Source organism: Shimazuella sp. NTD248 (assembly GCF_059510395.1).
This window is the reverse complement of record NZ_JCAJZT010000002.1, coordinates 233,808-255,607: the sequence shown is the minus strand read 5'-3', so window position 1 is coordinate 255,607 and position 21,800 is coordinate 233,808. Positions and strand designations below refer to the sequence as shown.

Below are 21,800 nucleotides of genomic sequence, written 5' to 3'. Positions count from 1 at the left end.
GATTATGATTCCGGCTGTTTTTCCTTTTGAAGAGAGGGAAAGTATAAGGTTGACAAAAAGGTTAATACTGCAAATACACCAACACCCCAAAACACGGTATGCAGAGCAGTTTGCAGCCCATTCTGAAGTAAGTGCAGAGCTTCCTCACTCAGTTGGCCTTTTTTGACAGGGTCTAATAAAATATTAGCTGCGTCGATTGAAGAGAGTTTTAGATTGTTTGTATGATGCTGATCTAAATAGTATTTCAATTGAAAATTGAGAACCCCGCCAAGAATTGCGGTTCCTAGTGTTGTGCCAACAGATCGCATAAACATACTAGAAGCAGTTGCTACCCCTCTCATCTCCCAACCAACGCTGCTCTGGATGGAAATCGTAAAAGTAGAAGTAGCAAACCCCATTCCAACCCCGATTACAAATGAACCTATTCCAGCCCAAATAGGGCCTTTACTCGGATCGAGTGTAATAAAAAAGAGGGAGCCCAAAATAAGAAAAATCCCACCAAGAATAGCAGTGTAACGGAATCCTATTTTTGGAAACAATTTTGCAGTAGCACTTGCGGCGATTGGCCATCCTACTGACATAGCTGTCAGGGCAAATCCAGCAACAAGTGCAGAAGATCCCATGATTCCTTGAACGTAGGTAGGTAAGAAACTTGCCAATCCGATCATCGATGCACCTGCTAGTAGAGTGGATACATTTGCTACCGCGATCAGTTTATTTTTCCATAAAGATAGTGGAATCATTGGAGAAGTCGCTTTTGTTTCCCACCAGAGAAAAATTGCGATCGTAATGACAAATACAACAAATAAAGAAATAGTAGGAGAAGAGATCCAACCCCAGTTAGAACCACCCTCAATCAAAATAAGCATCAAAGCGGAAATAGAAATGGAAAATAGACTCGCACCAAGGTAATCAATCGATGGCTTTTTCTTTTCCACTTTTTCATGTAGGTACAGCTGAATCCCAATTAAACTGGCGATGCCAAGTGGGATATTGACCCAGAACACCCAAGCCCAGCTTACATATTGGACAATCAATCCACCAGCAAGGGGACCTATCACCGAAGAAATACCCCAAACACTTGATAAATAGCCTTGGATCTTGGAACGTTCTTCTAGCGAATACAAATCCCCCACTAATGTTGTCGCAATCGGCATCACAGCTCCAGCACCGATCCCTTGGATAAATCGATAAAAAATGAGCAATCCCATCGATGTGGCCAGTCCACACAAAAGAGAACCTACTAAAAAAATGGCTGTTCCAATCAAAAAAACTGGCTTTCGTCCAAATAAATCAGACAGCTTTCCATATATAGGAGTGGTGACTGATTGCATGAGTAAAAATGCTGAAAAAACCCAGCTATAAGCAGAAAAATTGCCTAATTCTGCTACTATTTCAGGTACAGCTGTTGCTACTATTGTGGATTCGATGGATATCATAAACATCGTAATCAACAAAAAGACAAATACACGTGTTCGTTTTGTTTTTTTGCTGGACTCCGAAAAGGGTTCTGTTTGTGTATAAGATGTCATGGTCTTGTAACCTCGTTTCATTTGCGAAAAGACATATAAGTATTCTAACCCCTTATCATGATATAACATTTCTACTCGCGAAAAAATAAATTTCGACCTACATAAAATTTGTTTAAACTTCCGTTTTTATTGCAATTGAACATTCCGATATTTAAGATAAATGTAGATAGAAAACACTCGAATCATGGAGCGACAATGTTACTGTTGGGCATTTTCCAGTTCGCATGGACTTACAGAATAAAGCAACTGACGGTGTACCCTGTCCTCCAAACTTCCAAGTGGGGAAGTTTGGATAGCTTTTCAACACTAGCATATAGCATAATCAACATGCTTTTGCTATCTCACCTAGGAATTGCTGCGATTTCTGCTGTGTCAGCAGTGCTGATCGTACAGCTTTTTTGCAGTGCTTTCGACAATGCCATCAATGAAGTGGCTCGTTCGTTGATCGGACAGTCGACCAGTGAAGAGAAAAAAAACTTCCCAGAAAGTCTGAAGAAGTTGAAAAAACTGGTTGCTAGTGGTGATCAAGAAACGCTGCTTGTACAAACCGTAAGTATCAACGCTGTAGTGCTCACAGCGATCCTTGGGGTTTTGGTGGGTTTACTGGCTGCTGTCTTTCCAGTGCAAATCCTGCGATTTTCTGGTACAGAGGAGACAGTAGCGGTATATGGCGCTTCCTACTTCCAAATTGTTGGAGGATGTATCGGATTGACCTTTCTTGTATCGGCCATGAAGTCGATCTTTCAAGGAACTAAGCAAATGGGGATCAGCGCTACCAGTGGTGTGATTGGGAACATCACCCATGTAGTTGCTGGGACTCTAGGGGTATATCTTCTAGGATTTGGCCTTGAAGGTGTCGCTTGGGCAACGATTCTAGGGCGCATAGTAGAAATGGTTTTCTTGCTGAACAAGCTCCGTGAGGGAGTATTTGCAAGAAAACTGGCGTTTTCAGGGCCGATTTGGGATGTTCAGAAGTATCTCCTCAAGAAAGCATTCCCGAAATTGGAAAATATGCTGATCTATCGTGTGAGCATGGGAGTCTTTTGGCATATTCTTCAAGGATATGGAGAAGTGACACTGCCTGCCAAGCGCATTTCTGATACGATCAGCGATATTGCCTTCGCCTTTCTTGCAGGACTAGGATCGGCCGTTAATTACCATGTGTCTAAATCATATGGGAACGCTGACTTCTCCTTGGTAAGGCGGTACACATGGAGTACGGTCAAGTTTGTTGCAGGTGTAGTTGTTGTGGTGGGGACTATCCTTATCCTCACGGGAGAGAGTATCGCATCATTCTTTTTCTCCGACAATACACAAGTAGTGGAAATGACAGGGACATGGATCATCTTTCAGATGATCAACGAATTGGTCTCACTTCCTTCTATGATCGTACAGAGATCATTGGATGGCGTACAGGCGACCAAAATTTTTCGGAAGAGTGGCCGATGGTCTAACTTCGTGTTTCTAGTTTCCCTTTGGATCGCACACTCGCTAGGTGCAAGTCTCCTTACCATCATGACCCTGGATTCAGTGTTCTGGTTCATGCAGATGGCCATTTTCACTCGATACTTTTACTCTGGTGAATGGGAGCTGCCCAAAAAAAACAAGTAGAGTACAGACATGCAGTCTGTGCAAATGGTTGTCTCGTTCACACAAAGACCCTCAGAGCAAGTGATTCGCTCTGGGGGACAAATATTTTTATAGGCGATTGAAATAAATGCTATCCGAGATATGCTTCCAGCATCCAGTTGTGTTTTTCAATTTTGGTAAGAATACCAGTTAATATATCGGCGGTTGGGTAATCTTTTGTTTCATCTGCTGCATGAATCGCTTCCCGTAGCTCGCTAGTCAATTGTTGAAAGTCACTTACTAATTGTTGCACCATTTGATTAGTTGATTCGTTTCCATTTGCTTCTTTCAAACTCGCTTTTGCTAAAATATCTTGAAAAGTAGCAACTGGTTTACCGCCAATAGCTAATAGTCGTTCTGCTAGTTCATCGAGAATTTCATCGGCTTCCCGGTATAGCTCTTCGAATTTTGCATGCAACTCAAAAAAAGTGCTCCCTTTTATATACCAATGGTAGTTGTGAAATTTGGTATAGAGTAGGCTCCAATTCGCTACTTGTTTATTTATTGCGTCTTGTACAGATTGATTCATCATTTGACTCCTTTCTGTATTATCCATACATTAGCTATGCCCACAACAGTATCTCCTGATTCTTGATAACATTGGGACGGAAACAGTATTTTCTGATATACTCTGATCAAGATAAAAAGGAGACTAGGTTACAATGCTTTGGAGATATATCCCTTATGAGAGGAAAGACCCTTATTGGAATATGGCGATCGATGAAGCTATCCTGATCGCGCATCGGGAAAATCGGGTGCCTCCTACACTGCGCTTTTATGGATGGAGCCCAGCGACTTTGAGTATTGGATATTTTCAACGATCCTATCGACAAATCGATCATGACAATAGGAAAAAATTAAACTTAGGTTTTGTTCGCAGAATAACAGGTGGCAGGGCAGTATTTCATGATCGAGAATTAACTTATAGTGTTGTACTTTCTGAAAAGAACGAACTTGTTTCTTCTTCTGTTCAAGAAACATACCGAAAATTAAATCAAGCTTTTACAGTAGGATTAGAAAATTTAAAGTTAAGTCTAAATCTAGAAACACCAAACTATATGCAAAGCAATACATCAGCTGCATGTTTTGATGCTCCGGGTTCTGGGGAATTTTTAATTGAAGGACGAAAAGCAATTGGGAGTGCACAAACTAGACAGCAAGGAGTTTTATTACAACATGGGAGCATCTTGCTAGATTTCGATTGGAAGACATTTGATAAAATTTTTTTATTTCCAAATGAAGAAAGTAAAGCACAGCTAGTAAGTAGAATGGGTACATTATCTCAACTTTTGAACAGAGATGTGAATCCAGACGAGGTAATTCGTGCTATTTATCATGGTTTTGAAGAAGGATTAGGGATTACTTTTCAAAGAAGTAATCTTACTACATATGAATATCAACTGGCAGAACAATTAGCAGCGGAAAAGTATCGCACAGAGGCTTGGAACTTTAAGAGATAATCGATAATTCGAATCCTACCATTATTGTTGACATTCCTATTATTATGGAGAAACATCGAAAGGAATGAAAAAAAGCGTGGCTATTTATGCAATAAGTGATCTTCACCTTTCTTTTAATAAATCTGTAGATATCGATCAAATAGATCCAGAAAACGATATAACTAAACCAATGGAGCTTTTTGGGTGGGAGAAACATTATGATCATATCCGAGATAATTGGAGAAAGCTGATAAAGGATACAGACACAGTTTTGATCCCTGGTGATATAAGCTGGGCATTGAAGCTAGAGACAGCACAGAACGATTTACAATGGATAGGGCAGTTACCCGGTCGCAAAGTTCTCTCTCCTGGAAATCATGAGTATTATTATCACAGTAAAAATAAAATCAGAAAAGCTCTTCCTTCCGATATGGAATGGATAGATGCAGATTATACAGTGGTGGAAGAAAAGGTTATTTGTGCAACAAGAGGTTGGACATTGCCAACTGATCGAAATTTTGATGAAACAGAGGATCGAAAAATTTATGATCGCCAAATCGGTCGTTTACGTCTGTCGTTAGAAACAGCAGTTGCCAAACAGTTTGGAAAAGATATCATTGTAATGCTCCACTATCCTCCTCTTAATAAAAATGGGGCAAATTCTGGATTTTGGGAGTTAATGAAACAATACAACGTAAAATATTGTATTTATGGTCATCTTCATGGAAAAGCAATTCATGAGGCAGTTGAAGGCAACATTGATGGAATTCAGTTGAAATTAGTTTCTTGTGACGCCCTGCAATTTTGTCCGATAGTGATTATGGACTAAATAAATACTGCTCTTCTTTTGTACAGTCCCAATCAATTCCCACTATTCCGCATACGGTAAAGGTAATAGAAGAAGGGTGGGGAGTTTCGATGGCTTGTACAAATACGAATATTCTTGCCAATGGTGGATTTCGTCATGGTTTAGCTCCGTGGACAGGGGTCAATGTAAAACTTGTCCATAATCCTGTATACAAAGGTGATGCATCCGTTTTACTTCAAAACGGCAGCGTACTAAAACAGAAACAACCTATCACCATTGAAAAAGGTTGCGCGTATTATTTTTATTTTCGTTTGCTTAATGCAACAGCTGGCGGTAAGGAAGCAAATTTATTTGCCACTGTATCGTATTTGGATAAAAATGGAAAAATTCTACGATCTACACCTCTACAAATATTACTCCCAAAAGCAAGTAAACTAGCCTTTAAATCTTATTTTGATATTGTTCCTCCACCTCCTTCTAGGACTAGAAATGTCGCTGTTTCTTTTTCTGGGGTGAACGGGAAGATATTTGTAGATTATATCCGGCTTGCAGCTCATACTGTATAGTGTAATTATTTTGCTTTCGATGGAAGGTTTATTTGTGATAAAATAGTAGGTACTATTTATAAAAAGAAGTTTCAGGGGGTTTTACTTACATGCCAACGCCTAGCATGGAGGATTATCTGGAAAATATTTACAAATTAATAGATCAAAAAGGTTATGCCCGTGTTTCCGATATCGCAGAAGCGTTGGAAGTACATCCCTCATCGGTTACCAAAATGGTACAAAAGTTAGATCAAAACCAATATTTGGTTTACGAAAAATACAGAGGTTTAATGCTCACAACAAAAGGGAAAAAAATGGGTAAGCGATTGGTGCATCGGCATGAACTATTAGAACAATTTCTACGCATGATCGGAGTAAAAGAAGAATTCGTCTATGAAGACGTTGAAGGTATAGAACATCATCTCAGTTGGAATTCCATTACTTGTATTGAGAATTTAATGGAAATAATCGAAAAGAATAAAACAGTAAAAGAACAACTACAAATGGCACCTAAAACTGAGGATTATGAGGACTTGGAAGACCTTAAATCTCAGGAGAAAATCATCCCCTAGACATTTCACATTCTAGGGGATTTTTTTCTACATATATTTGTTATAAACGTAGGAGGTGTAAAGCATGTGGGCAGATGCCGTGTTTGAAGGTGGGGGAGTAAAGGGAATTGGCTTGGTTGGTGCTTTATGTGTAGCAGAAGAAAAGGGATATAAATGGAAACGAATCGCAGGAACATCTGCTGGATCTATATTAGCAGCACTCTTGGCAGCTGGTTACTCTGGACAAGAATTATATGAAATTATGATCAATAAAAATTTTGCTGATTTTTTGGCACCTACTTGGTATGACTATATTCCCTTTCTTGGTCCTAGTGCGAGACTTTGGTTTAAAAAGGGGCTTCATCCAACAAATCGATTGGAAAAATGGCTGGAACAATTATTAGCACAAAAAGGTGTATGCACCTTTAAAGATTTTGAAAAAAAAGAGACGAGACTTCATATCATCGTTTCTGATATCACTTTAGAAAATCTTCTTGTCTTTCCTCAAGATTTAGCAGTGTACGGTCATGATCCCGCACATTTTTCCGTTGCTAAAGCAGTGAGTATGAGTTGCAGCATCCCTTTCTTCTTCGAACCAGCTCGGTTGGAGAATAAAGGAATTAATAAGACTTGTTACTTAGTAGACGGAGCTGTTTTGAGTAATTATCCAATTTGGTTGTTTGACTCTGACAATCCTGAATGGCCGACATTTGGTTTTCGTTTGACTTCCGATGATCCTCCAACAGGGCACAACATCGATAGTCCACTCTCTATGTTTAAAGCTCTACTAGAGACAATGATGGATGCACATGATAATCGCTATATTCGAGAACAGGATCAAGTTAGAACCATTACTGTACCTGCCTTGGATGTTAAATTAACTGATTTTTCAATAGATATGAAAAAGCGAGAAGCATTGTTTCAATCTGGTGTCAAAGCAGCGGAAAATTTCTTTACGAAATTCACCTTTTCTGGCTATCTGGAAATGCGAAGCAAAGCAGATTTGGCTGATGATTCTAGGAGAAGACGTTTTACAGGATAGTTAGAAAAAAGTCTGAGTTCAAAAATGAGAACTTAGACTTTTTATAATTCAACTTATTTACTGTTATTTTTTTCAGGAAGAAGAGCAGCAAATTTATCAAATGCTTTGGATTCGTTTGAACTAGAGACCATTTGAATTCCCATTTCCTGAATTCGTTTGTAAGCTTCATCAAGTTTTGTTTGTAGTATGTTATTAGTATTTAGAGATGTTTCTAATTGTCCTTTTAAGTTATCTCTTTCGGCTTCAAGAATTCGTTTATCAGCTTCTACTTCTTTTTTCATCGCTGCCTCACGGATTGCAAGTACTCTTTTGATTTCTGCACTAGCTTTTGCATCTGCTTCTGTTTTAACTTCTTGAAGTTTAACTGGAAAAGCTTCTACTTCTGCTTCTAATTTTTCTACTTTCTGTTCACGTTTTTCTACTTCTGTTTGGCGTTCGTTCAATGATTTTTTATGTTCGGCGAGTTCTGCGTTTTTGATTTCTAATTCTTGTTGGAATTCTTTTCTTTTAGCAGCAAGCTCATCTGCTAATTTATCGCTTTCGATTTTTTGACGTCTAGCAAAATCATAGGTAAACTCTTCATTTTCTCGCTTTTGCTTTTGGGATAATTCTTTAGCTTGCTCTTTTAGTAGCTGTTGATGTTCTTCTGTTTTTGTTTTTATGATAGTTTCGATTTCAGATAGTTTATTTTCGGCAGTTTCACGAGCATTAATCAGCTCATTTTCTTGAGCTAACTTTAATTCTTGATGAGCATCTACTAGTGCAGCTAATGTATTCGCTTGCTTTTCGATTCCAAACAAATCTTTTAGTTCTGTCTCTTTTAGAGCGATTGCATCCTTGATCGTTTCCAGGTTTTTGGATTCTGTTGCGATATCTTCCCCGATTTTTCCTAGTACTTGATTGATGGATTTGTTCAGATCAGTGATTTTGTCTTCCATGCTCACTTCTACGAGAGTATCGGCTTTTTTTATCGTTTCAACTGCTTTTTTTTGTGTAGTTTCTTGTTCAGCTTTTAATTTTCCTTTTTCAAGATCAGCAATTTGTTTTTCTGCTTGGCGGAGTGCTCCAAGAATAGTTGCTTTTGTATCTTTCTCTGTGATTTTACCCATGATGTCGCTCCCTGCTTAAAATGGAATCATATGTACGCTTTTTTAATATAGTACAAACATTCGTGAAAGTCAATTTAGATATCATAAGATAATTGATTGTTTTGTTACAAAATCGTAAACCTCCTGTGAAAAGTAGAGATCAACTCTAACTTCACAGGAGGTTTACGATTTAACTGCTTTTTTTCTTACCATCAATCACACGAAATGGGTATTTTTTGCGCTTTTTTGCCTTCGTCGCTGATTTTGGTTTCCTACCTGGTGTGGAAAGCTTAAAAAGCCATTTTGGTGGAAATTTATATAGATATATAACAGCTGCTATAAATGCTAAAAAAACAAGTGTTGGGACAGTATTTTGAATCAGCTCGGCCACTAAAGCAATACCGATAAACGAAAATATTATCCAGGTAACCAGTTTATTTGAGGTTTCCTTTTTCATGGATTTCGCATCCTTTCGCTTAGGTTTGGACAGATTCAGTAACCGTACTGGAGAGTTGTTTTTTTTCTACATATGCTTCATCTAATTCACGCATGCGCTTAAAAGCAGCAATTGCAACTTCTACTTGATCATCGTCCGGTTCACGAGTAGTTAGTTTTTGTAACCAGAGTCCGGGATAACCTAGATATTGCAAAACAGGGATGTTACGCGCTGAATTGGTTAATTTTAATACTTCAAAAGATAAACCGATAACAAGTGGTAATAGGAGCAGCCTCGTCAATACTCGGTCCCATACGGAATCATAAGTGAAGAAGGAATACACAATCACTCCAACAATAACAGTGAAAATCATAAAACTGCTTCCACAGCGATAATGTAAGGTAGAATATTTTTGTACATTTTGTACTGTTAATTCTTCTGAATTTTCATAGGCACTGATAACTTTGTGTTCTGCTCCATGGTATTGAAAAACTCGTTTCATGATGGGGGTTCTTGATATTGCCCATAAGTAACTGAGCAGCAGTATGGTTTTAATGCCGCCTTCGATCAAGTTTTGCAGGATCATATTTTTGACATAAGGATCGAAGATCCAACTTGCAAGTGCCGCTGGCAATAAGGTGAAAATAACTTTCCCCGCGATCAACGAAAGAACACCGACGATTGCAACACCAATCATCATTTCCAATTTTCCTGTCTTTTTTGTTTCTTCTTTTTCAATCGTAGTTCCTTCTTCATCTTGTTCATACATTTCAGTGGCATATTGCAGATGCTTGGCACCGCTTGCACTAGCTTCTATAAGCGAAACAATTCCTCTAATCAAAGGGATCCGCTTCAACATATTAACCCATGGTATATGTTTCTTTTCTAATTCTAATGTTTCTATTTTACCGTTTTTTCTTCTAACCGCAGTTACTTGTGTATTTCGTCCTCCGAACATCACTCCTTCAATAACAGCCTGTCCACCATAGGGGACAATTTTATCAGGCATATATACACCACCTTAAAATGAACATCCTTCTCTAACTTGAGCCAAAATAGATACAAATGATCCCAGCGAAGATATGTTTTGGCTGAAGCGTCCTTTGTGTTCTTTACAACAACGCGGAAGACATGCATATCAAGCGGGATTCAAATGAAATGTTAGTGAATTTGCAAATAGAGATCCTCATTAATTTCTCCTATTGTACCATATTTGCCTAGATTAATAGAGGTGGTGGCAATATGATAAGATATGGAAGAGACAAAGGAGGAAAATCAATGGCACGCATTTTGGTTTTACATGGTCCTAATTTGAACACATTAGGAAAGAGAGAACCTGAACATTATGGATCAGAGACACTGGAAGATGTCAATAAGCGTTTAGTGGAAAAAGCTCAAAAATGGGGTTGTCAAGTTGATACCTTCCAATCTAACATAGAGGGAGAGCTGATCAACCAAATTCATTCATCGGTTGATACATATGAGGCAATTATTATAAATCCTGGTGCTTATACACATTATAGTTATGCGATCTTTGATGCGATTGGGGCGATTTCTGTCCCAGTGATTGAAGTACATATATCTAACATCCACACTCGAGAAACATTCCGCCATACTTCTGTTATTGCTCCAGCATGCAAAGGTCAGATCGTAGGGTTTGGAACCCAAAGCTATGATTTAGCTTTGTCAGCAGTTCGAGAGTGGCTAGAAGGAGAATGAAGATGAATCAGCGAGTTGTTCGATTGCAAGATGTCATGAGGAAGCGAGAAATAGAAGCTTTGCTCCTTACAAACCGACGTAATTGTTATTACATAAGTGGTTTTACTGGATCATCTGGCGTGGTACTACTGACGAAAGATGATGCTTATCTACTTACAGATTTTCGCTATTTGTCACAAGTAAAAGAACAATCGCCTGATTTTACTGTTGTAGAACACCTAGGGAATCAAATGTATCCAAAAGTAGCAGAAACTTGTCGGAGTTTAGGTGTTTCTTCCCTTCATTTTGAATCGGAACATCTCTCCTATGCAGAGTATCAAGAACTTCGTACAGCTCTTGGGCATATTGATTTAGAACCATTAGAAAGTGTAGTGGAACAGATTCGAGGGCAAAAAGATGAAAAAGAATTATCATATATTCAAAAGGCGATTCATATTGCAGAAGATTCTTTTCGCCAATTACTGACAGAACTGAGACCTGGATGGACGGAAAAACAGGTTGCTCTCCGATTGGAATGGCTGATGCGTGAGCGTGGCGCAAGCGGGGTATCTTTTGATATGATAGTAGCTTCTGGAATTCGTTCCGCCCTGCCACATGGGGTAGCTTCTGATAAATCAGTAGAGAAGGGTGAACTGGTAACGTTTGATTTTGGATGTTATTATCAGGGATATGTTTCTGATATTACACGTACCATTTCAATCGGTCATTGTTCGAATGAACAGCGAACAGTTTATGAGATAGTACTTGCTGCGAATGAGAAGGCAATCGATGGTATCGTACCAGGAATGCGAGCAAGTGACGCTGATGCGATTGCTCGTGATTTTATTGAGCAAGCTGGTTATGCAGATTGTTTTGGTCATGGAACTGGTCATGGTATCGGATTGGATATACATGAGTTTCCACGACTTGGAATGACAAGCGACGATATTCTTCTTCCAGGTATGGTTGTTACAGTTGAACCAGGTATTTATTTAAAAGATCGATTTGGTGTGCGTATTGAAGACGATATTTTGATAACTCCAGAAGGAAACAAAGTATTAACGAGTTTACCAAAGGAATTAATTATTTTGTAAATGAAAAGGTGAATAGGCATTATGATTAGTGTAAACGATTTTAAAACTGGTCTCACGATTGAAATTGACAACGATGTATGGTCTGTCATTGAATTCCAGCATGTAAAACCGGGAAAAGGAGCAGCGTTTGTACGCTCTAAGCTGCGCAATTTACGGAGTGGAAACATCCAAGAAAAAACTTTTCGTGCTGGAGAAAAAGTGCAAAAAGCTCTTGTTGAAACTCATCGGATGCAGTATCTATATGAAAGTGGCGGCGAGTATACCTTCATGGATAATCAAACTTATGATCAGATTAGTCTTCCAGAAGAGCGTTTGGAGTACGAACTTAACTTTTTACAAGAAAATATGGAAGTCCAAATTGTTTCCTATAAAGGAGAAACAATTGGAATTCAGTTGCCAAATACAGTAGAACTTGAAGTAGTAGAAACAGATCCTGGTATCCGTGGTGATACTGCAACTGGTGGAAGTAAACCAGCAAAATTATCGACAGGGTTCTCTGTACAAGTTCCTTTGTTTGTGAACGTTGGAGATCGTCTCATTGTAGATACTCGAAGTGGAGCCTATATATCAAGAGCATAAAGGTAGAAATTTATTTGGAAGATCACGTGCAAAGCGTGATCTTTTTGGATAAATCGGTGAGTATACCGGCATTATTACTATCATTTTTGGGTAATTTAATTTCAAATACCACCACTTTTAGAGATACAGACTATGGTGTAATTGGTATTATTTTAGGTTATGTTATGATGGTTAAATAGGCTTTTAGATTTCTATTATGGAGGGTTTGGGATGAGTTCCATTCGTTTTGATTACGGGCATGCGCTTTCCTTTATGGGAGAAAAAGAACTGAGTCAATTAGCAGCAGAAGCAGAGTTAGCAGAAAGAAAATTACAGGGTGAAATGAAAGAAGCTGCTGGAGCAGACTTTCTTGGCTGGGTGAAATGGCCAGAGACATATGACAAAGAAGAGTATAGTCGTTTAAAAGAAGCAGCCAAACGAATTCGGGGAAACTCAGATGTTTTACTTGTGATAGGTATCGGTGGTTCCTATCTTGGAGCTCGTGCTGGAATTGAGATGCTGCATCATCGTTTTTACAACCAACTATCAAAAGATGTTCGCAAAGGTCCAGAGGTCTATTTCCTCGGTCATCATTTAAGCAGTGATTATGTACAAGATCTGTATTCTTTGCTGGAAGGAAAAGATGTTAGTATCAATGTTATTTCCAAATCAGGAACAACTACAGAACCAGCAGTAGCGTTTCGTATTCTTCGGGAATACATGGAGAAGCGTTATGGAAAAGAAGAGGCAAGTAAACGGATCTACGCGACCACAGACCGAGAAAGAGGGGCATTAAAAACCTTAGCAAATGATGAAGGATATGAGACATTTACGATCGATGATGATATTGGTGGCCGGTATTCGGTTCTTACCCCTGTAGGCTTGCTTCCGCTAGCTGTATCTGGATTGGATACGGATGCGATGCTAGCAGGTGCCGCCCAAGCGATGAATGATTATAGAGTAACAGATTGGAGTAAAAATAGCTGTTACCAATATGCAATCGCAAGGCAAGTGTTATACCGCAAAGGATATACAACAGAATTGTTCGTTACATACCAACCTGCCTTAGCTTATTTTGCTGAATGGTGGAAGCAATTGTTCGGAGAGAGTGAAGGGAAAAACCAAAAGGGAGTATTTCCTGCGTCTGTTCAATTTACAACAGACCTCCATTCTATGGGGCAATATATTCAACAAGGATTGCGAAATTTATACGAGACCGTCCTGTTTGTGGATAAATCTGAGCACCAGATCACGATTCCAAGTGATGCTCAAGACTTGGACGGGCTAAATTATTTGGCAGGAAAACCTATGGACTTTGTCAATGAAAAAGCGTTTGAGGGAACCCTGCTTGCCCACACCGAAGGCGGCGTTCCAAATCTCGTTGTACGAGTCCCAGAACTATCCAGCTATATCTTTGGTCAATTGGTCTATTTCTTTGAGAAAGCCTGTGGTATCAGCAGTTACTTGCAAGGTGTAAATCCTTTTGATCAACCAGGAGTAGAAGCATACAAACAGCACATGTTTGCATTATTGGGTAAACCAAAAAAATAATAACTCTTGTAGATAACCACTATTTGAAGTAAATAGTGGTTATTTTAAATCAAGATCTTAAAAGATTTCTTATTCGAATCACGAAGTTAATATTTTGGTTTCACATCGATGCTTGATCATATTTCACAGAATATTATATGTGTTATAATGAGATTAAACATGTAATCTCCCTTCGAGAGAAAGAGAGAAAATGAGATTGCATATTCAAAAGTATTTCCGATGGGCGAATCGAAATACCGTAAAGACGAATGTCATAGGAGCCTGTTTGGCTTTCTGGATTTCGTTCACAATCTTCGGTTCGAATCTATTGGTTGCACAAAAGATTGATAAGTCTTTTGTGTTTGTCGTTGTTCTCCTGTTTTATCTGCTGGGGAAAGACGCCACTTCTATTTCCGGTATCATTGGGCGAACAGTAAGCAGAAGACTTGTCTTGTTCATTGCTCTAGCAGTGATGACAGGTGGGACCATTGCTGTTTACTTTGTAAATAGTGTGGGCATGCTTGCATTGGTTTATATGCTAATGTCTATCGGGTATTTTCCTGCAATCAGCATTACAGCCAATCTTTATATGGATTTCCTAGCCGACGACAAGGACTCACGGAGTCGAGGTCGCAGTTTTTTTGGTACCCTCAATTTTGCGACATCGGCCTTTGGTTCATTCGCTATTCATTTGATCCTTCAGGGAATGGCAATGGTATGGATCTGCATTTCCCTCTCTGTTCTTCTTGTTGCAGCAGGTGTATTGATCTGTACAAAGGATGGTTTGGCAGTCAAGAAACATCCATGGAAGGTTCCTGACAGAAATATTTTGCCATTTTTCCCGCAAATCATCAACGTGAAATCGATTAACATTCCATGGGCCTACTCTCTAGTAGTGTGTTGTACATTGGCTACAAGGATGGCTCCTGTCTTTTTTGTGGATGAGTGGGTGGCTATCGCAATGATCTTCTGTGGAGATATGATCATTGCGGTGTGCGGGCCGATTCAGGTTTGCTTGTCTGAGTGGATGGACAACAAAGATACACTTGCAAAGAAACATATTGTTCAAGTTGTATCATTGGCTACCTTGGTTACACTGGCGATTGCAGTTGTTCTGATCCAGACAAGGATTGACTTTCTGTGCATCGTTGGTGCAGTCTTGATCGGTGTGACTAATCGTATCTTTACCTATCTAGGAATTCATTTGGCGGAACAGACAGGAAGAGGGTCATATACCTACTTTGTTGTTAGTTGTATCGGCCATTGTTTCGCTTGTATGATGGGGATGGTAATCCTTTCATCGAGCATGTTTCTGATTCCGTTGCCATTTATCTTGATTGGCATCTATTTCTACGCTAAGCCTTTGTGGAAAGCTCGCAAGGCATGATGTAGATATAAGCAACGCTTGAGAGTTTAGGTTTGAAAGAGGCTCTCAAGCGTTGTCTCGTTTTAAAGGGAAAGAATAATCTACGCCCAATAGGTGTTCTTTGTTTCTTATAATGAAGCTAAAAATAGGGAAGAAAGTTCAGCCGCCTAATAAAAGATTCGAATAGGTGATATTACATACTCTTTCTGAAAATTGTGATAGAATGATATAAATCCACTCTATGATTTTACTACACACGGTAGTGAAGGAGATGGAGTGGTAGAGAGAAAAAGGATGACAGTTCGTATTAGGAAGTTTCCTTTCACAGAATTTGTCTTGAAGGTGTTCGGTGACTGCAACTTGCGATGCAGCTATTGCTATGTCTACTTCGGCAAAGATCAGAGTTGGAAAGAAAAGCCGAGGGTTGTATCCGAGCAGGTCATGCGTGACACAGCAAGGCAAATTGCTGAGCATGTGAGGGCATATGGGCTTGAAGAAATCTCTGTGGTTTTGCATGGTGGAGAACCATTGATGGCAGGTGTTAAGCTGCTGATTCACTACGTCGAGTTGATTCGGGAAGCAGTTGGGGACGGCTGCCATGTCCTTGCGACGATTCAAACCAATGGAACTCTCCTCACCGAAAAGAGAATCCAAATGTTGGAGGAGGCGAGAATCGGCATTGGAGTTAGTCTGGATGGTGGAACTGCAAAACTCAATCGTCATCGTGTGTTCCTAGCGGGAAAACCAGCACTGAAACAAACAGTAAGGGGTCTAAATCTGCTCGCTTCCCGTGAGGAACGAGATGGTTTCCGTGTGTATCGAGGAATACTCTGCACGATTGATGTGAACAATCTACCAATTGAGGTCTTTGAATCTTTGCTGAGGTTCAATCCACCGTCAGTGAATTTTTTGCTGCCTCACGCCAACCATGAAACACTTCCACAGGCTCCGGTGAATAGAAGATGGACTGATCTAGTAATCGAACAGTTCAAGCTTCTTATCTCGCCTGATCCACACCAAGTATCAACGGAACTCGACAAACCATATGGAGTATGGCTTGGTGAGTTGTTTGACCGGTGGTTTTTCGACAAGAAATTGACAACTCATATTCTTCTTTTCGAATCGATTATCTCCTTGTTGAGGGGAGGTACGAGTTCAAGTGAAGAGGTAGGGTTGTCCCCATATGTTGCGGTCGTAGTTGAAACGGATGGGGAGATCGAACAGGTTGATGCCCTGAAAACAGCTTTTGCAGGTGCACCATACACGGGGCTGAATGTACAGACCGACAGTTTTGATCTTGCGCTTGATCATCCTGCGATCATTGCTCGTCAGATGGGTGTTGAGGGACTTTCTCCTAAATGTCAAATGTGCACCCTGAAAACCTTGTGTGGTGGAGGAAACCACACACATCGCTACAAGGATGGTCATTTCAATAATCCTTCTGTGTACTGTCGTGATTTGGAGTACCTCATCAGACACATCTCGCTCCGAATCATGAAAGTGGTCTAAGCACTAGAAAGAGAGCTTAGCGAAGATCCCCTCCTGTGATTATGACAAGAGGGGATCAACTCATTTATAGTAAGATTTTTATATGTTTAATCCCTCCTTCAGCAAGGCCGAAGGAGGGACCAGTCACCCTACATCAGTAGGGCACTTGTCAGGCGCGGCTCTGGAACCCGCGCTGGTTGTTCGTCGACGTGGGGATCTTGTCCAGCCAGGGATGCTTCCCCTGCTGCTGCTGGTTGGTGTTCATGGTCTACCTCTCTCAAGCGGGCTCAGCTAATCCTTTTTGTTTTTCTAGCTGAGCTTTCAATTTCAGTATACTCTTTGAGAAAATGAAAAGACAGTATGTTTCGAAAAAATATCTTTGCTGAATTTCTGTGTGTAGATTTTATCAGCTGTGTCTTTGATGATATACAGTATAAACAATAGAATAATAACAAGAAGAAACAAAATAGAGGTTTTTCTAGTGATGGACGGAATTTTCTTATTTTCGTTGTGGTATGATGTGACTAGGTAAGCAGGACTCACAGAAAGAGAAAATGATGGTTTTGCTGCAAGTCAAACCTGTAAAGCCTTTCCAATGGGCAAATGCAAGTACGTGGAAAACGAACGCTCTGGGTGACTTAGTGGCCTTTTGGGTCACGTTTACCCTCCTCGGATCTAATCTGTTGGTTGCCGAAAAAGTAGGGAGAGAGGTTGTTCCTGGTATCCTCCTCTTTTTTTACATGTTTGGAACCCTCTTCTCTGGTTTTTCCGGTCTCATCGGAAGAACAGTAAGCAGGAAAGCCGTACTGCTTATTGGTCTAGTGCTGATGATGATGGGAACGATCGCGGTCAACTTTGTCAATAGCTTTGGGCTGTTTGTGTTGGTTTATATCTTGATGGCGATTGGATATTTCCCGGTTATCAGCATTACCGCTAGTCTCCACATGGATTTCCTTCCGGATGACAATAATTCACGTGGTCGAGGTCGGAGCTTTTTCGGATCACTCAATTACGTGACGGTGGCATTTGCTGCATTTGCCATTCCGATGATCACTTTTGAGTGGACAACGGGATGGTTTGTGATTTCCATGTCTGTTCTCGTTGGCGCAATATATGTAATCCTGCATCTCAAAGAAGAAGTGGCTGTCAAGGGGCAACCGTTTCCGGTTCCTGACGAAGATCGACTGCCGTTTTATCGGCAGCTCTTGTCCAAAGACAAGTCGGTTCACTTTTCGTGGCAGTATGTGTTGGTGACCGCTGGTTCGCAGGCAGTGAGAATGTGGCCAGTGTTCTTCATGGAAGAGTGGATTGCGGTAGCGATGATCTTTTGTGGAGAGCTTGCCAATGGGCTGTGTGGTCCACTTCAAGTGTGGCTGTCTCAGCGGCTGGAAAAGAAAAATAAATTCACCCAGCGGCAGATCAGTCGGGATGTATCCCACGGTACATTGGTTGTGTTTGCCATCGCCCTCCTGTTCATCTGGATAGGTGCTGCGACGCCGGGCAAAATTGGTGCGACGCTGTGCATCCTTGGTGCAGCCGCGATCGGTGTGGCGGTGAGGGTGTTTACTTACTTGGAGATCACCATGTCCCCACAGACAGGAAGAGGTGCATATACCTATTTCTTTGTCCGTAGCATCGCTCAATGTCTCGGATGTGTCCCTGGATTGGTTTCCCTGTCCATGCTGGGAATCATCTTGGTGCTGCTGCCGTTCGTCATGATCGGTATCGTTTACTACAACAGAATCAGGTTGAGCAACCTGATTTCCACCATTATGATGAAGCGGAAAGCTAAGTCTTGATGGGCAAGTATACAACGCTTGAGAATCTTTGCTAAGTAGGAGATTCTCAAGCGTTGTCCCGTTTTTGAATGAAATAGAGGTTTTTTTTCAATAAAATGATTAAATAGATTATTTTTATTTCCTTGTGGTATGATTTGACTAGGCATGTAGGACTCGTAGAAAAGAGAGAAGTAATGGTTTTGCTGCCCCATTTCAAGCTGGAAAAGCCCTTTCGATGGGCAAATGCAAGCACTAGGAAGACGAGTATTCTGGGGATTTGCGTGGCCTTTTGGGTCTCGTTTACCCTCATTGGATCCAATCTGTTGATCGCTGAAAAGGTAGGAAAAGAGGTTGTCCCTGGCATCCTTCTCTTCTTTTATCTATTCGGTGCTCTTTTCACTGGATTTTCTGGTCTCCTTGCTCGTACGATTAGCAGGAAAACAGTCCTGACTATGGGACTAGTTTTGATGACCTTGGGGACGATCGCTGTCAATTTTGTAAACAGCTTTGGTCTGTTTGCTTTGGTATATATGTTGATGGCACTCGGATACTTCCCAGTTATCAGTGTGACTGGTCATCTCAATCATGATTTCCTTGGAGATGACAAGAAGCTGCTCATTCGGGGTCGTAGTGGTTGGGGAACACTCAACTATGTATCTGCGGCTTGTACCGCCTTTGCCATTCCGATGATTCATCATGGGTGGACCACGATATGGTTTGCGATTTCCATGGCTGCTCTCATCGGTGCAGCAATTGCAGTGATGCGTCTCAAGGAAGAAGTAGCAGTGAAGGAGCGCCCCTTTGTAGAGCCTGATGAGGATAAGGTGCCGTTTTACCAGCAACTTCTCGCCCGAGACAAGTCAGTACAATTTTCATGGGAATATGTGCTGGTAATCGCAGGTTCCCTTGCGGTGAGGATGTGGCCAGTGTTCTTCATGGGAGAATGGATCGCGGTTGCGATGATCTTCTTTGGAGAACTTACCAATGGGGTGTGTGGTCCCCTGCAAGTTTGGCTGACTCAACGGCTGGAAAAGAAAAACAAAGCTGTCCAGCGGCAGATCAGTCGAAATGTATCCCACGGTACGTTGGTTGCGTTTGCCATCGCCCTCCTTTTCATCTGGACAGGTGCTGCGACTTCGGGCAAAATTGATGTAGTGTTGTGTATTTTTGGTGCAGTCATGATTGGTGTGGCGGTGAGGGTGTTCACCTACTTGGAGATCACTCAGTGTAAGCAAACGGGAAGAGGGACCTACACCTTCTTTTTCATTACTGGTATTGGTCAGTGCCTTGGCTGTGTGGTGGCATTGTTCTCCATGACCCGGCTAGGAATGGTGTTGTCATTGATTCCGTTCGCCTTGATCGGCATCGCCTACTACAACAGGGTCAGGTTGAGTTACCTGATCACTTCCATCAAGACAAGGCGGTAAGTGATGATCACGGCAAAGAGAGAAGAAAAGAGGAAGCATGATTGACACGCAAGTACCGTTCAGTATCTTCGTGCTCAAGATGCATAAATGGTGCAACTTTGATTGTCCGTACTGTTACTACTACAAAAACCGTAGTGAGCAATGGCTGTCTGAGGCTCAGTCGGCAGTGATCACCGAAGAATTGATGGACGTAGTTGCTTTCCGCATCGGGGAGCATGTGCGGATGCATCAACTAGAGGAGATCGAAATCGTCTTTCATGGCGGGGAACCGCTCCTCGCTGGTGTGAGTAAGATGATCAAGTACAAGCAAAAGGTAGAAGAGGCAGTTAGTCCTTGCAAGGTAATTGCCACTGTCCAGACGAATGGCTCCATGCTTAATCGAGGAAATGTTCGTCAGCTGGCAGAAGCAAGGATCACGGTTGGTGTCAGTATGGATGGCGGACTTCGGGAAATGAATGCGTCCCGGATCACTCGTAGTGGGAGGAAGCCCGGCTATGATCAAATTCTGCGCGGACTAAAGCACGTTGCGGCATACCCTCAGACGGAAGATGGATTCCGAGTGTTCAAGGGTATCCTGTGTGTGATTGATATCGAGCACAAGGCAAAGAGAGTATACGACTCCTTCCATCAGCTGGAGGAAGAGATTGGTGCGAGGATTCCAAGGATCAATTTCCTGTTGCCACACGCCAATCATGTAACTCCACCGCCAATGCCGCAAGGAAGTTTGATACAGCGGGCTGTGCATCAGTTTGATCGGCTGTTGGCATATGATGCCGATCGAGTGCCAAAGCGTCTGACGCCCTATGGTAACTGGATTAACGAGTTGTTTGACTGTTGGTTGGCGGATAGCCAGCGACCAGATATTCCGTTGTTTGAGGCGCTGATCGACGTCAACCGCATGGGTGACAGCAGTAGTGATGAGATTGGTATCTCCCCTTCTGCTGTGGTGGTTGTCGAAGTAGACGGCAGTATCGAGCAGGATGACGACCTCCAGTTCAACGGTGAAAACGCAACTTCCACTGGACTAAATGTAGTGTCTTCACGATTTGATGAGGCGCTACTGCATCCGGGTATCATGGCACGTCAGAGTGGTCCAGACGGAGTGCCTACTGAATGCGGAAACTGTGTTTTCAACATCAAGTGTGGAGGGGGTAACCCTTCGCACCGTTACGGTAAGGATGGCAGTTTTGATCATCCTACGGTGTACTGCGACGACTGGAAAGAGGTTTTTCCTCATGCCGCCGCAGCAAGCGAGCGGAAAGTAAGGCTGCTCAGTGTAGAGAGAAAATAGCTTTTGCTTTTCCACGGTTTGTGGCAGAAGCATGCCCCCCTGCAAACTGCTAGGGGGGCGCATCTATTTATATAGGTGGCCCCCTGTCCAACTGGACAGGGGGCCTTGTGCTCAGGAGCTGTTGAAGCGCTTCTCGCGCTTCTTCGGCTTCCGAGTGAGCATGTCATTCAGATCCATGAGTCCTCCTCCCAAATGTTTGGAGGGTGGCTCCCCAGCGGTTCTTTTTTCTTCCGCTGTATGTGGGACTGACAACTTCATTGTATGTGGTAACAAACAAAGAATCAATATGTTATGAAAATTTTTTTCTCCTCCACTTATACGCTTTTCATAGACAAACAATAGTATAAAATATATAATTCATTTGAAAACGGAATAAAAATCAGGGGTGCTGGAGAATGGCCGGCTGAGATAGTATATCGATATACTGACCCTTTCACCTGATCCGGATAATGCCGGCGTAGGAAGGATATTTTTTTGTGCGCAATTTTGGCCATCCTTTG

Annotated in this window: 21 protein-coding genes and 1 riboswitch; of the genes, 15 read left to right on the top strand and 6 right to left on the bottom strand. The window is 41.4% G+C overall.

What is annotated here, in order from left to right:
- Window positions 1-2 precede the first annotated feature (2 nt).
- Window positions 3-1,532, bottom strand: coding sequence for an MDR family MFS transporter (locus tag AC5WOE_RS05925; RefSeq protein WP_496052142.1), 1,530 nt, complete (start codon window positions 1,530-1,532; stop codon window positions 3-5).
- Between the two features lie 195 nt (window positions 1,533-1,727).
- Here AC5WOE_RS05925 and AC5WOE_RS05920 point away from each other — a divergent pair, with 195 nt between their 5' ends.
- On the top strand, window positions 1,728-3,143 hold the full coding sequence (locus AC5WOE_RS05920) for an MATE family efflux transporter (protein WP_496049631.1): 1,416 nt from the start codon (window positions 1,728-1,730) through the stop codon (window positions 3,141-3,143).
- Window positions 3,144-3,252: 109 nt separating this feature from the next.
- On the opposite strand, the gene AC5WOE_RS05915 is transcribed toward AC5WOE_RS05920, so the two are convergent.
- Window positions 3,253-3,690 carry a Dps family protein gene (locus tag AC5WOE_RS05915; RefSeq protein ID WP_496049632.1) on the bottom strand — a complete coding sequence of 146 codons (438 nt, stop codon included), beginning with the start codon at window positions 3,688-3,690 and terminating at the stop codon, window positions 3,253-3,255.
- A gap of 133 nt (window positions 3,691-3,823) precedes the next feature.
- On the opposite strand from AC5WOE_RS05915, the gene AC5WOE_RS05910 reads away from it, so the two are divergent.
- From AC5WOE_RS05910 to AC5WOE_RS05890, 5 genes are all read left to right on the top strand, one after another.
- Window positions 3,824-4,621 (top strand): lipoate--protein ligase family protein, encoded by a 798-nt coding sequence (locus tag AC5WOE_RS05910; protein WP_496049633.1) that lies wholly within the window; start codon window positions 3,824-3,826, stop codon window positions 4,619-4,621.
- Between the two features lie 64 nt (window positions 4,622-4,685).
- Window positions 4,686-5,429, top strand: a complete 744-nt coding sequence (locus AC5WOE_RS05905) for a metallophosphoesterase (protein ID WP_496049634.1) — start codon at window positions 4,686-4,688, stop codon at window positions 5,427-5,429.
- A gap of 89 nt (window positions 5,430-5,518) precedes the next feature.
- A complete protein-coding gene (locus AC5WOE_RS05900) occupies window positions 5,519-5,974 on the top strand; it encodes a hypothetical protein (RefSeq protein WP_496049635.1) in 456 nt (151 codons plus the stop codon).
- An 89-nt stretch (window positions 5,975-6,063) separates the two neighbouring features.
- A complete protein-coding gene (gene mntR / locus AC5WOE_RS05895) occupies window positions 6,064-6,525 on the top strand; it encodes a transcriptional regulator MntR (protein ID WP_496049636.1) in 462 nt (153 codons plus the stop codon).
- Between the two features lie 64 nt (window positions 6,526-6,589).
- Entirely contained in the window at window positions 6,590-7,546 is a 957-nt protein-coding gene (locus tag AC5WOE_RS05890) for a patatin-like phospholipase family protein (protein WP_496049637.1), read from the top strand.
- Window positions 7,547-7,599: 53 nt separating this feature from the next.
- On the opposite strand, the gene AC5WOE_RS05885 is transcribed toward AC5WOE_RS05890, so the two are convergent.
- The 3 genes from AC5WOE_RS05885 to AC5WOE_RS05875 all read right to left on the bottom strand — a co-directional run bounded on the left by AC5WOE_RS05885 (window position 7,600) and on the right by AC5WOE_RS05875 (window position 10,079).
- The gene (locus AC5WOE_RS05885) at window positions 7,600-8,655 is read right to left on the bottom strand and encodes a hypothetical protein (protein ID WP_496049638.1); all 1,056 of its coding nucleotides are present in this window, start codon (window positions 8,653-8,655) and stop codon (window positions 7,600-7,602) included.
- A gap of 169 nt (window positions 8,656-8,824) precedes the next feature.
- A complete protein-coding gene (locus AC5WOE_RS05880; protein WP_496049639.1) occupies window positions 8,825-9,091 on the bottom strand; it encodes a hypothetical protein in 267 nt (88 codons plus the stop codon).
- A 19-nt stretch (window positions 9,092-9,110) separates the two neighbouring features.
- Window positions 9,111-10,079, bottom strand: a complete 969-nt coding sequence (locus AC5WOE_RS05875) for a DUF1385 domain-containing protein (protein ID WP_496052141.1) — start codon at window positions 10,077-10,079, stop codon at window positions 9,111-9,113.
- Window positions 10,080-10,348: 269 nt separating this feature from the next.
- On the opposite strand from AC5WOE_RS05875, the gene aroQ reads away from it, so the two are divergent.
- The 6 genes from aroQ (at window position 10,349) to AC5WOE_RS05845 (ending at window position 16,825) form a co-directional block, all read left to right on the top strand.
- A complete protein-coding gene (aroQ, locus tag AC5WOE_RS05870; protein ID WP_496049641.1) occupies window positions 10,349-10,789 on the top strand; it encodes a type II 3-dehydroquinate dehydratase in 441 nt (146 codons plus the stop codon).
- A 2-nt stretch (window positions 10,790-10,791) separates the two neighbouring features.
- Complete coding sequence (locus tag AC5WOE_RS05865) at window positions 10,792-11,862, top strand: M24 family metallopeptidase (protein ID WP_496052140.1); 1,071 nt, start codon at window positions 10,792-10,794, stop codon at window positions 11,860-11,862.
- Window positions 11,863-11,883: 21 nt separating this feature from the next.
- Window positions 11,884-12,441 (top strand): elongation factor P, encoded by a 558-nt coding sequence (efp, locus tag AC5WOE_RS05860; RefSeq protein ID WP_496049643.1) that lies wholly within the window; start codon window positions 11,884-11,886, stop codon window positions 12,439-12,441.
- Window positions 12,442-12,651: 210 nt separating this feature from the next.
- Window positions 12,652-13,971, top strand: coding sequence for a glucose-6-phosphate isomerase (locus AC5WOE_RS05855; protein WP_496052139.1), 1,320 nt, complete (start codon window positions 12,652-12,654; stop codon window positions 13,969-13,971).
- 190 nt (window positions 13,972-14,161) lie between these two features.
- Window positions 14,162-15,337 (top strand): MFS transporter, encoded by a 1,176-nt coding sequence (locus tag AC5WOE_RS05850; protein ID WP_496049645.1) that lies wholly within the window; start codon window positions 14,162-14,164, stop codon window positions 15,335-15,337.
- Window positions 15,338-15,610: 273 nt separating this feature from the next.
- Window positions 15,611-16,825: an FxsB family cyclophane-forming radical SAM/SPASM peptide maturase gene (locus tag AC5WOE_RS05845; protein WP_496049646.1), complete on the top strand. Its 1,215-nt coding sequence runs from the start codon at window positions 15,611-15,613 to the stop codon at window positions 16,823-16,825.
- Between the two features lie 128 nt (window positions 16,826-16,953).
- Here AC5WOE_RS05845 and AC5WOE_RS05840 read toward each other — a convergent pair whose 3' ends face one another.
- Window positions 16,954-17,085: a hypothetical protein gene (locus AC5WOE_RS05840; RefSeq protein WP_496052138.1), complete on the bottom strand. Its 132-nt coding sequence runs from the start codon at window positions 17,083-17,085 to the stop codon at window positions 16,954-16,956.
- A 276-nt stretch (window positions 17,086-17,361) separates the two neighbouring features.
- Between AC5WOE_RS05840 and AC5WOE_RS05835 the strand changes: the two genes are divergently transcribed.
- The 3 genes from AC5WOE_RS05835 to AC5WOE_RS05825 all read left to right on the top strand — a co-directional run bounded on the left by AC5WOE_RS05835 (window position 17,362) and on the right by AC5WOE_RS05825 (window position 21,300).
- Window positions 17,362-18,603 carry an MFS transporter gene (locus AC5WOE_RS05835; RefSeq protein WP_496049648.1) on the top strand — a complete coding sequence of 414 codons (1,242 nt, stop codon included), beginning with the start codon at window positions 17,362-17,364 and terminating at the stop codon, window positions 18,601-18,603.
- 134 nt (window positions 18,604-18,737) lie between these two features.
- Entirely contained in the window at window positions 18,738-20,009 is a 1,272-nt protein-coding gene (locus AC5WOE_RS05830) for an MFS transporter (protein ID WP_496052137.1), read from the top strand.
- Between the two features lie 37 nt (window positions 20,010-20,046).
- The gene (locus tag AC5WOE_RS05825; RefSeq protein WP_496049650.1) at window positions 20,047-21,300 is read left to right on the top strand and encodes a radical SAM protein; all 1,254 of its coding nucleotides are present in this window, start codon (window positions 20,047-20,049) and stop codon (window positions 21,298-21,300) included.
- 371 nt (window positions 21,301-21,671) lie between these two features.
- A riboswitch (TPP riboswitch) is annotated at window positions 21,672-21,782 on the top strand.
- The last annotated feature ends 18 nt before the right edge of the window (window positions 21,783-21,800 follow it).

What these genes read in the sequence shown, in the direction of transcription:
- AC5WOE_RS05915 (WP_496049632.1), bottom strand. Translation starts at nt 3,690, where the DNA reads ATGAATCAATCTGTACAAGACGCAATAAATAAACAAGTAGCGAATTGG.
- AC5WOE_RS05910 (WP_496049633.1), top strand. Translation starts at nt 3,824, where the DNA reads ATGCTTTGGAGATATATCCCTTATGAGAGGAAAGACCCTTATTGGAAT.
- AC5WOE_RS05880 (WP_496049639.1), bottom strand. Translation starts at nt 9,091, where the DNA reads ATGAAAAAGGAAACCTCAAATAAACTGGTTACCTGGATAATATTTTCG.
- AC5WOE_RS05855 (WP_496052139.1), top strand. Translation starts at nt 12,652, where the DNA reads ATGAGTTCCATTCGTTTTGATTACGGGCATGCGCTTTCCTTTATGGGA.
- AC5WOE_RS05875 (WP_496052141.1), bottom strand. Translation starts at nt 10,079, where the DNA reads ATGCCTGATAAAATTGTCCCCTATGGTGGACAGGCTGTTATTGAAGGA.
- efp (WP_496049643.1), top strand. Translation starts at nt 11,884, where the DNA reads ATGATTAGTGTAAACGATTTTAAAACTGGTCTCACGATTGAAATTGAC.
- AC5WOE_RS05925 (WP_496052142.1), bottom strand. Translation starts at nt 1,532, where the DNA reads ATGACATCTTATACACAAACAGAACCCTTTTCGGAGTCCAGCAAAAAA.
- AC5WOE_RS05920 (WP_496049631.1), top strand. Translation starts at nt 1,728, where the DNA reads ATGTTACTGTTGGGCATTTTCCAGTTCGCATGGACTTACAGAATAAAG.
- AC5WOE_RS05890 (WP_496049637.1), top strand. Translation starts at nt 6,590, where the DNA reads ATGTGGGCAGATGCCGTGTTTGAAGGTGGGGGAGTAAAGGGAATTGGC.
- AC5WOE_RS05885 (WP_496049638.1), bottom strand. Translation starts at nt 8,655, where the DNA reads ATGGGTAAAATCACAGAGAAAGATACAAAAGCAACTATTCTTGGAGCA.
- aroQ (WP_496049641.1), top strand. Translation starts at nt 10,349, where the DNA reads ATGGCACGCATTTTGGTTTTACATGGTCCTAATTTGAACACATTAGGA.
- AC5WOE_RS05905 (WP_496049634.1), top strand. Translation starts at nt 4,686, where the DNA reads ATGAAAAAAAGCGTGGCTATTTATGCAATAAGTGATCTTCACCTTTCT.
- AC5WOE_RS05865 (WP_496052140.1), top strand. Translation starts at nt 10,792, where the DNA reads ATGAATCAGCGAGTTGTTCGATTGCAAGATGTCATGAGGAAGCGAGAA.
- AC5WOE_RS05835 (WP_496049648.1), top strand. Translation starts at nt 17,362, where the DNA reads ATGGTTTTGCTGCAAGTCAAACCTGTAAAGCCTTTCCAATGGGCAAAT.
- AC5WOE_RS05825 (WP_496049650.1), top strand. Translation starts at nt 20,047, where the DNA reads ATGATTGACACGCAAGTACCGTTCAGTATCTTCGTGCTCAAGATGCAT.
- AC5WOE_RS05845 (WP_496049646.1), top strand. Translation starts at nt 15,611, where the DNA reads ATGACAGTTCGTATTAGGAAGTTTCCTTTCACAGAATTTGTCTTGAAG.
- mntR (WP_496049636.1), top strand. Translation starts at nt 6,064, where the DNA reads ATGCCAACGCCTAGCATGGAGGATTATCTGGAAAATATTTACAAATTA.
- AC5WOE_RS05850 (WP_496049645.1), top strand. Translation starts at nt 14,162, where the DNA reads ATGAGATTGCATATTCAAAAGTATTTCCGATGGGCGAATCGAAATACC.
- AC5WOE_RS05900 (WP_496049635.1), top strand. Translation starts at nt 5,519, where the DNA reads ATGGCTTGTACAAATACGAATATTCTTGCCAATGGTGGATTTCGTCAT.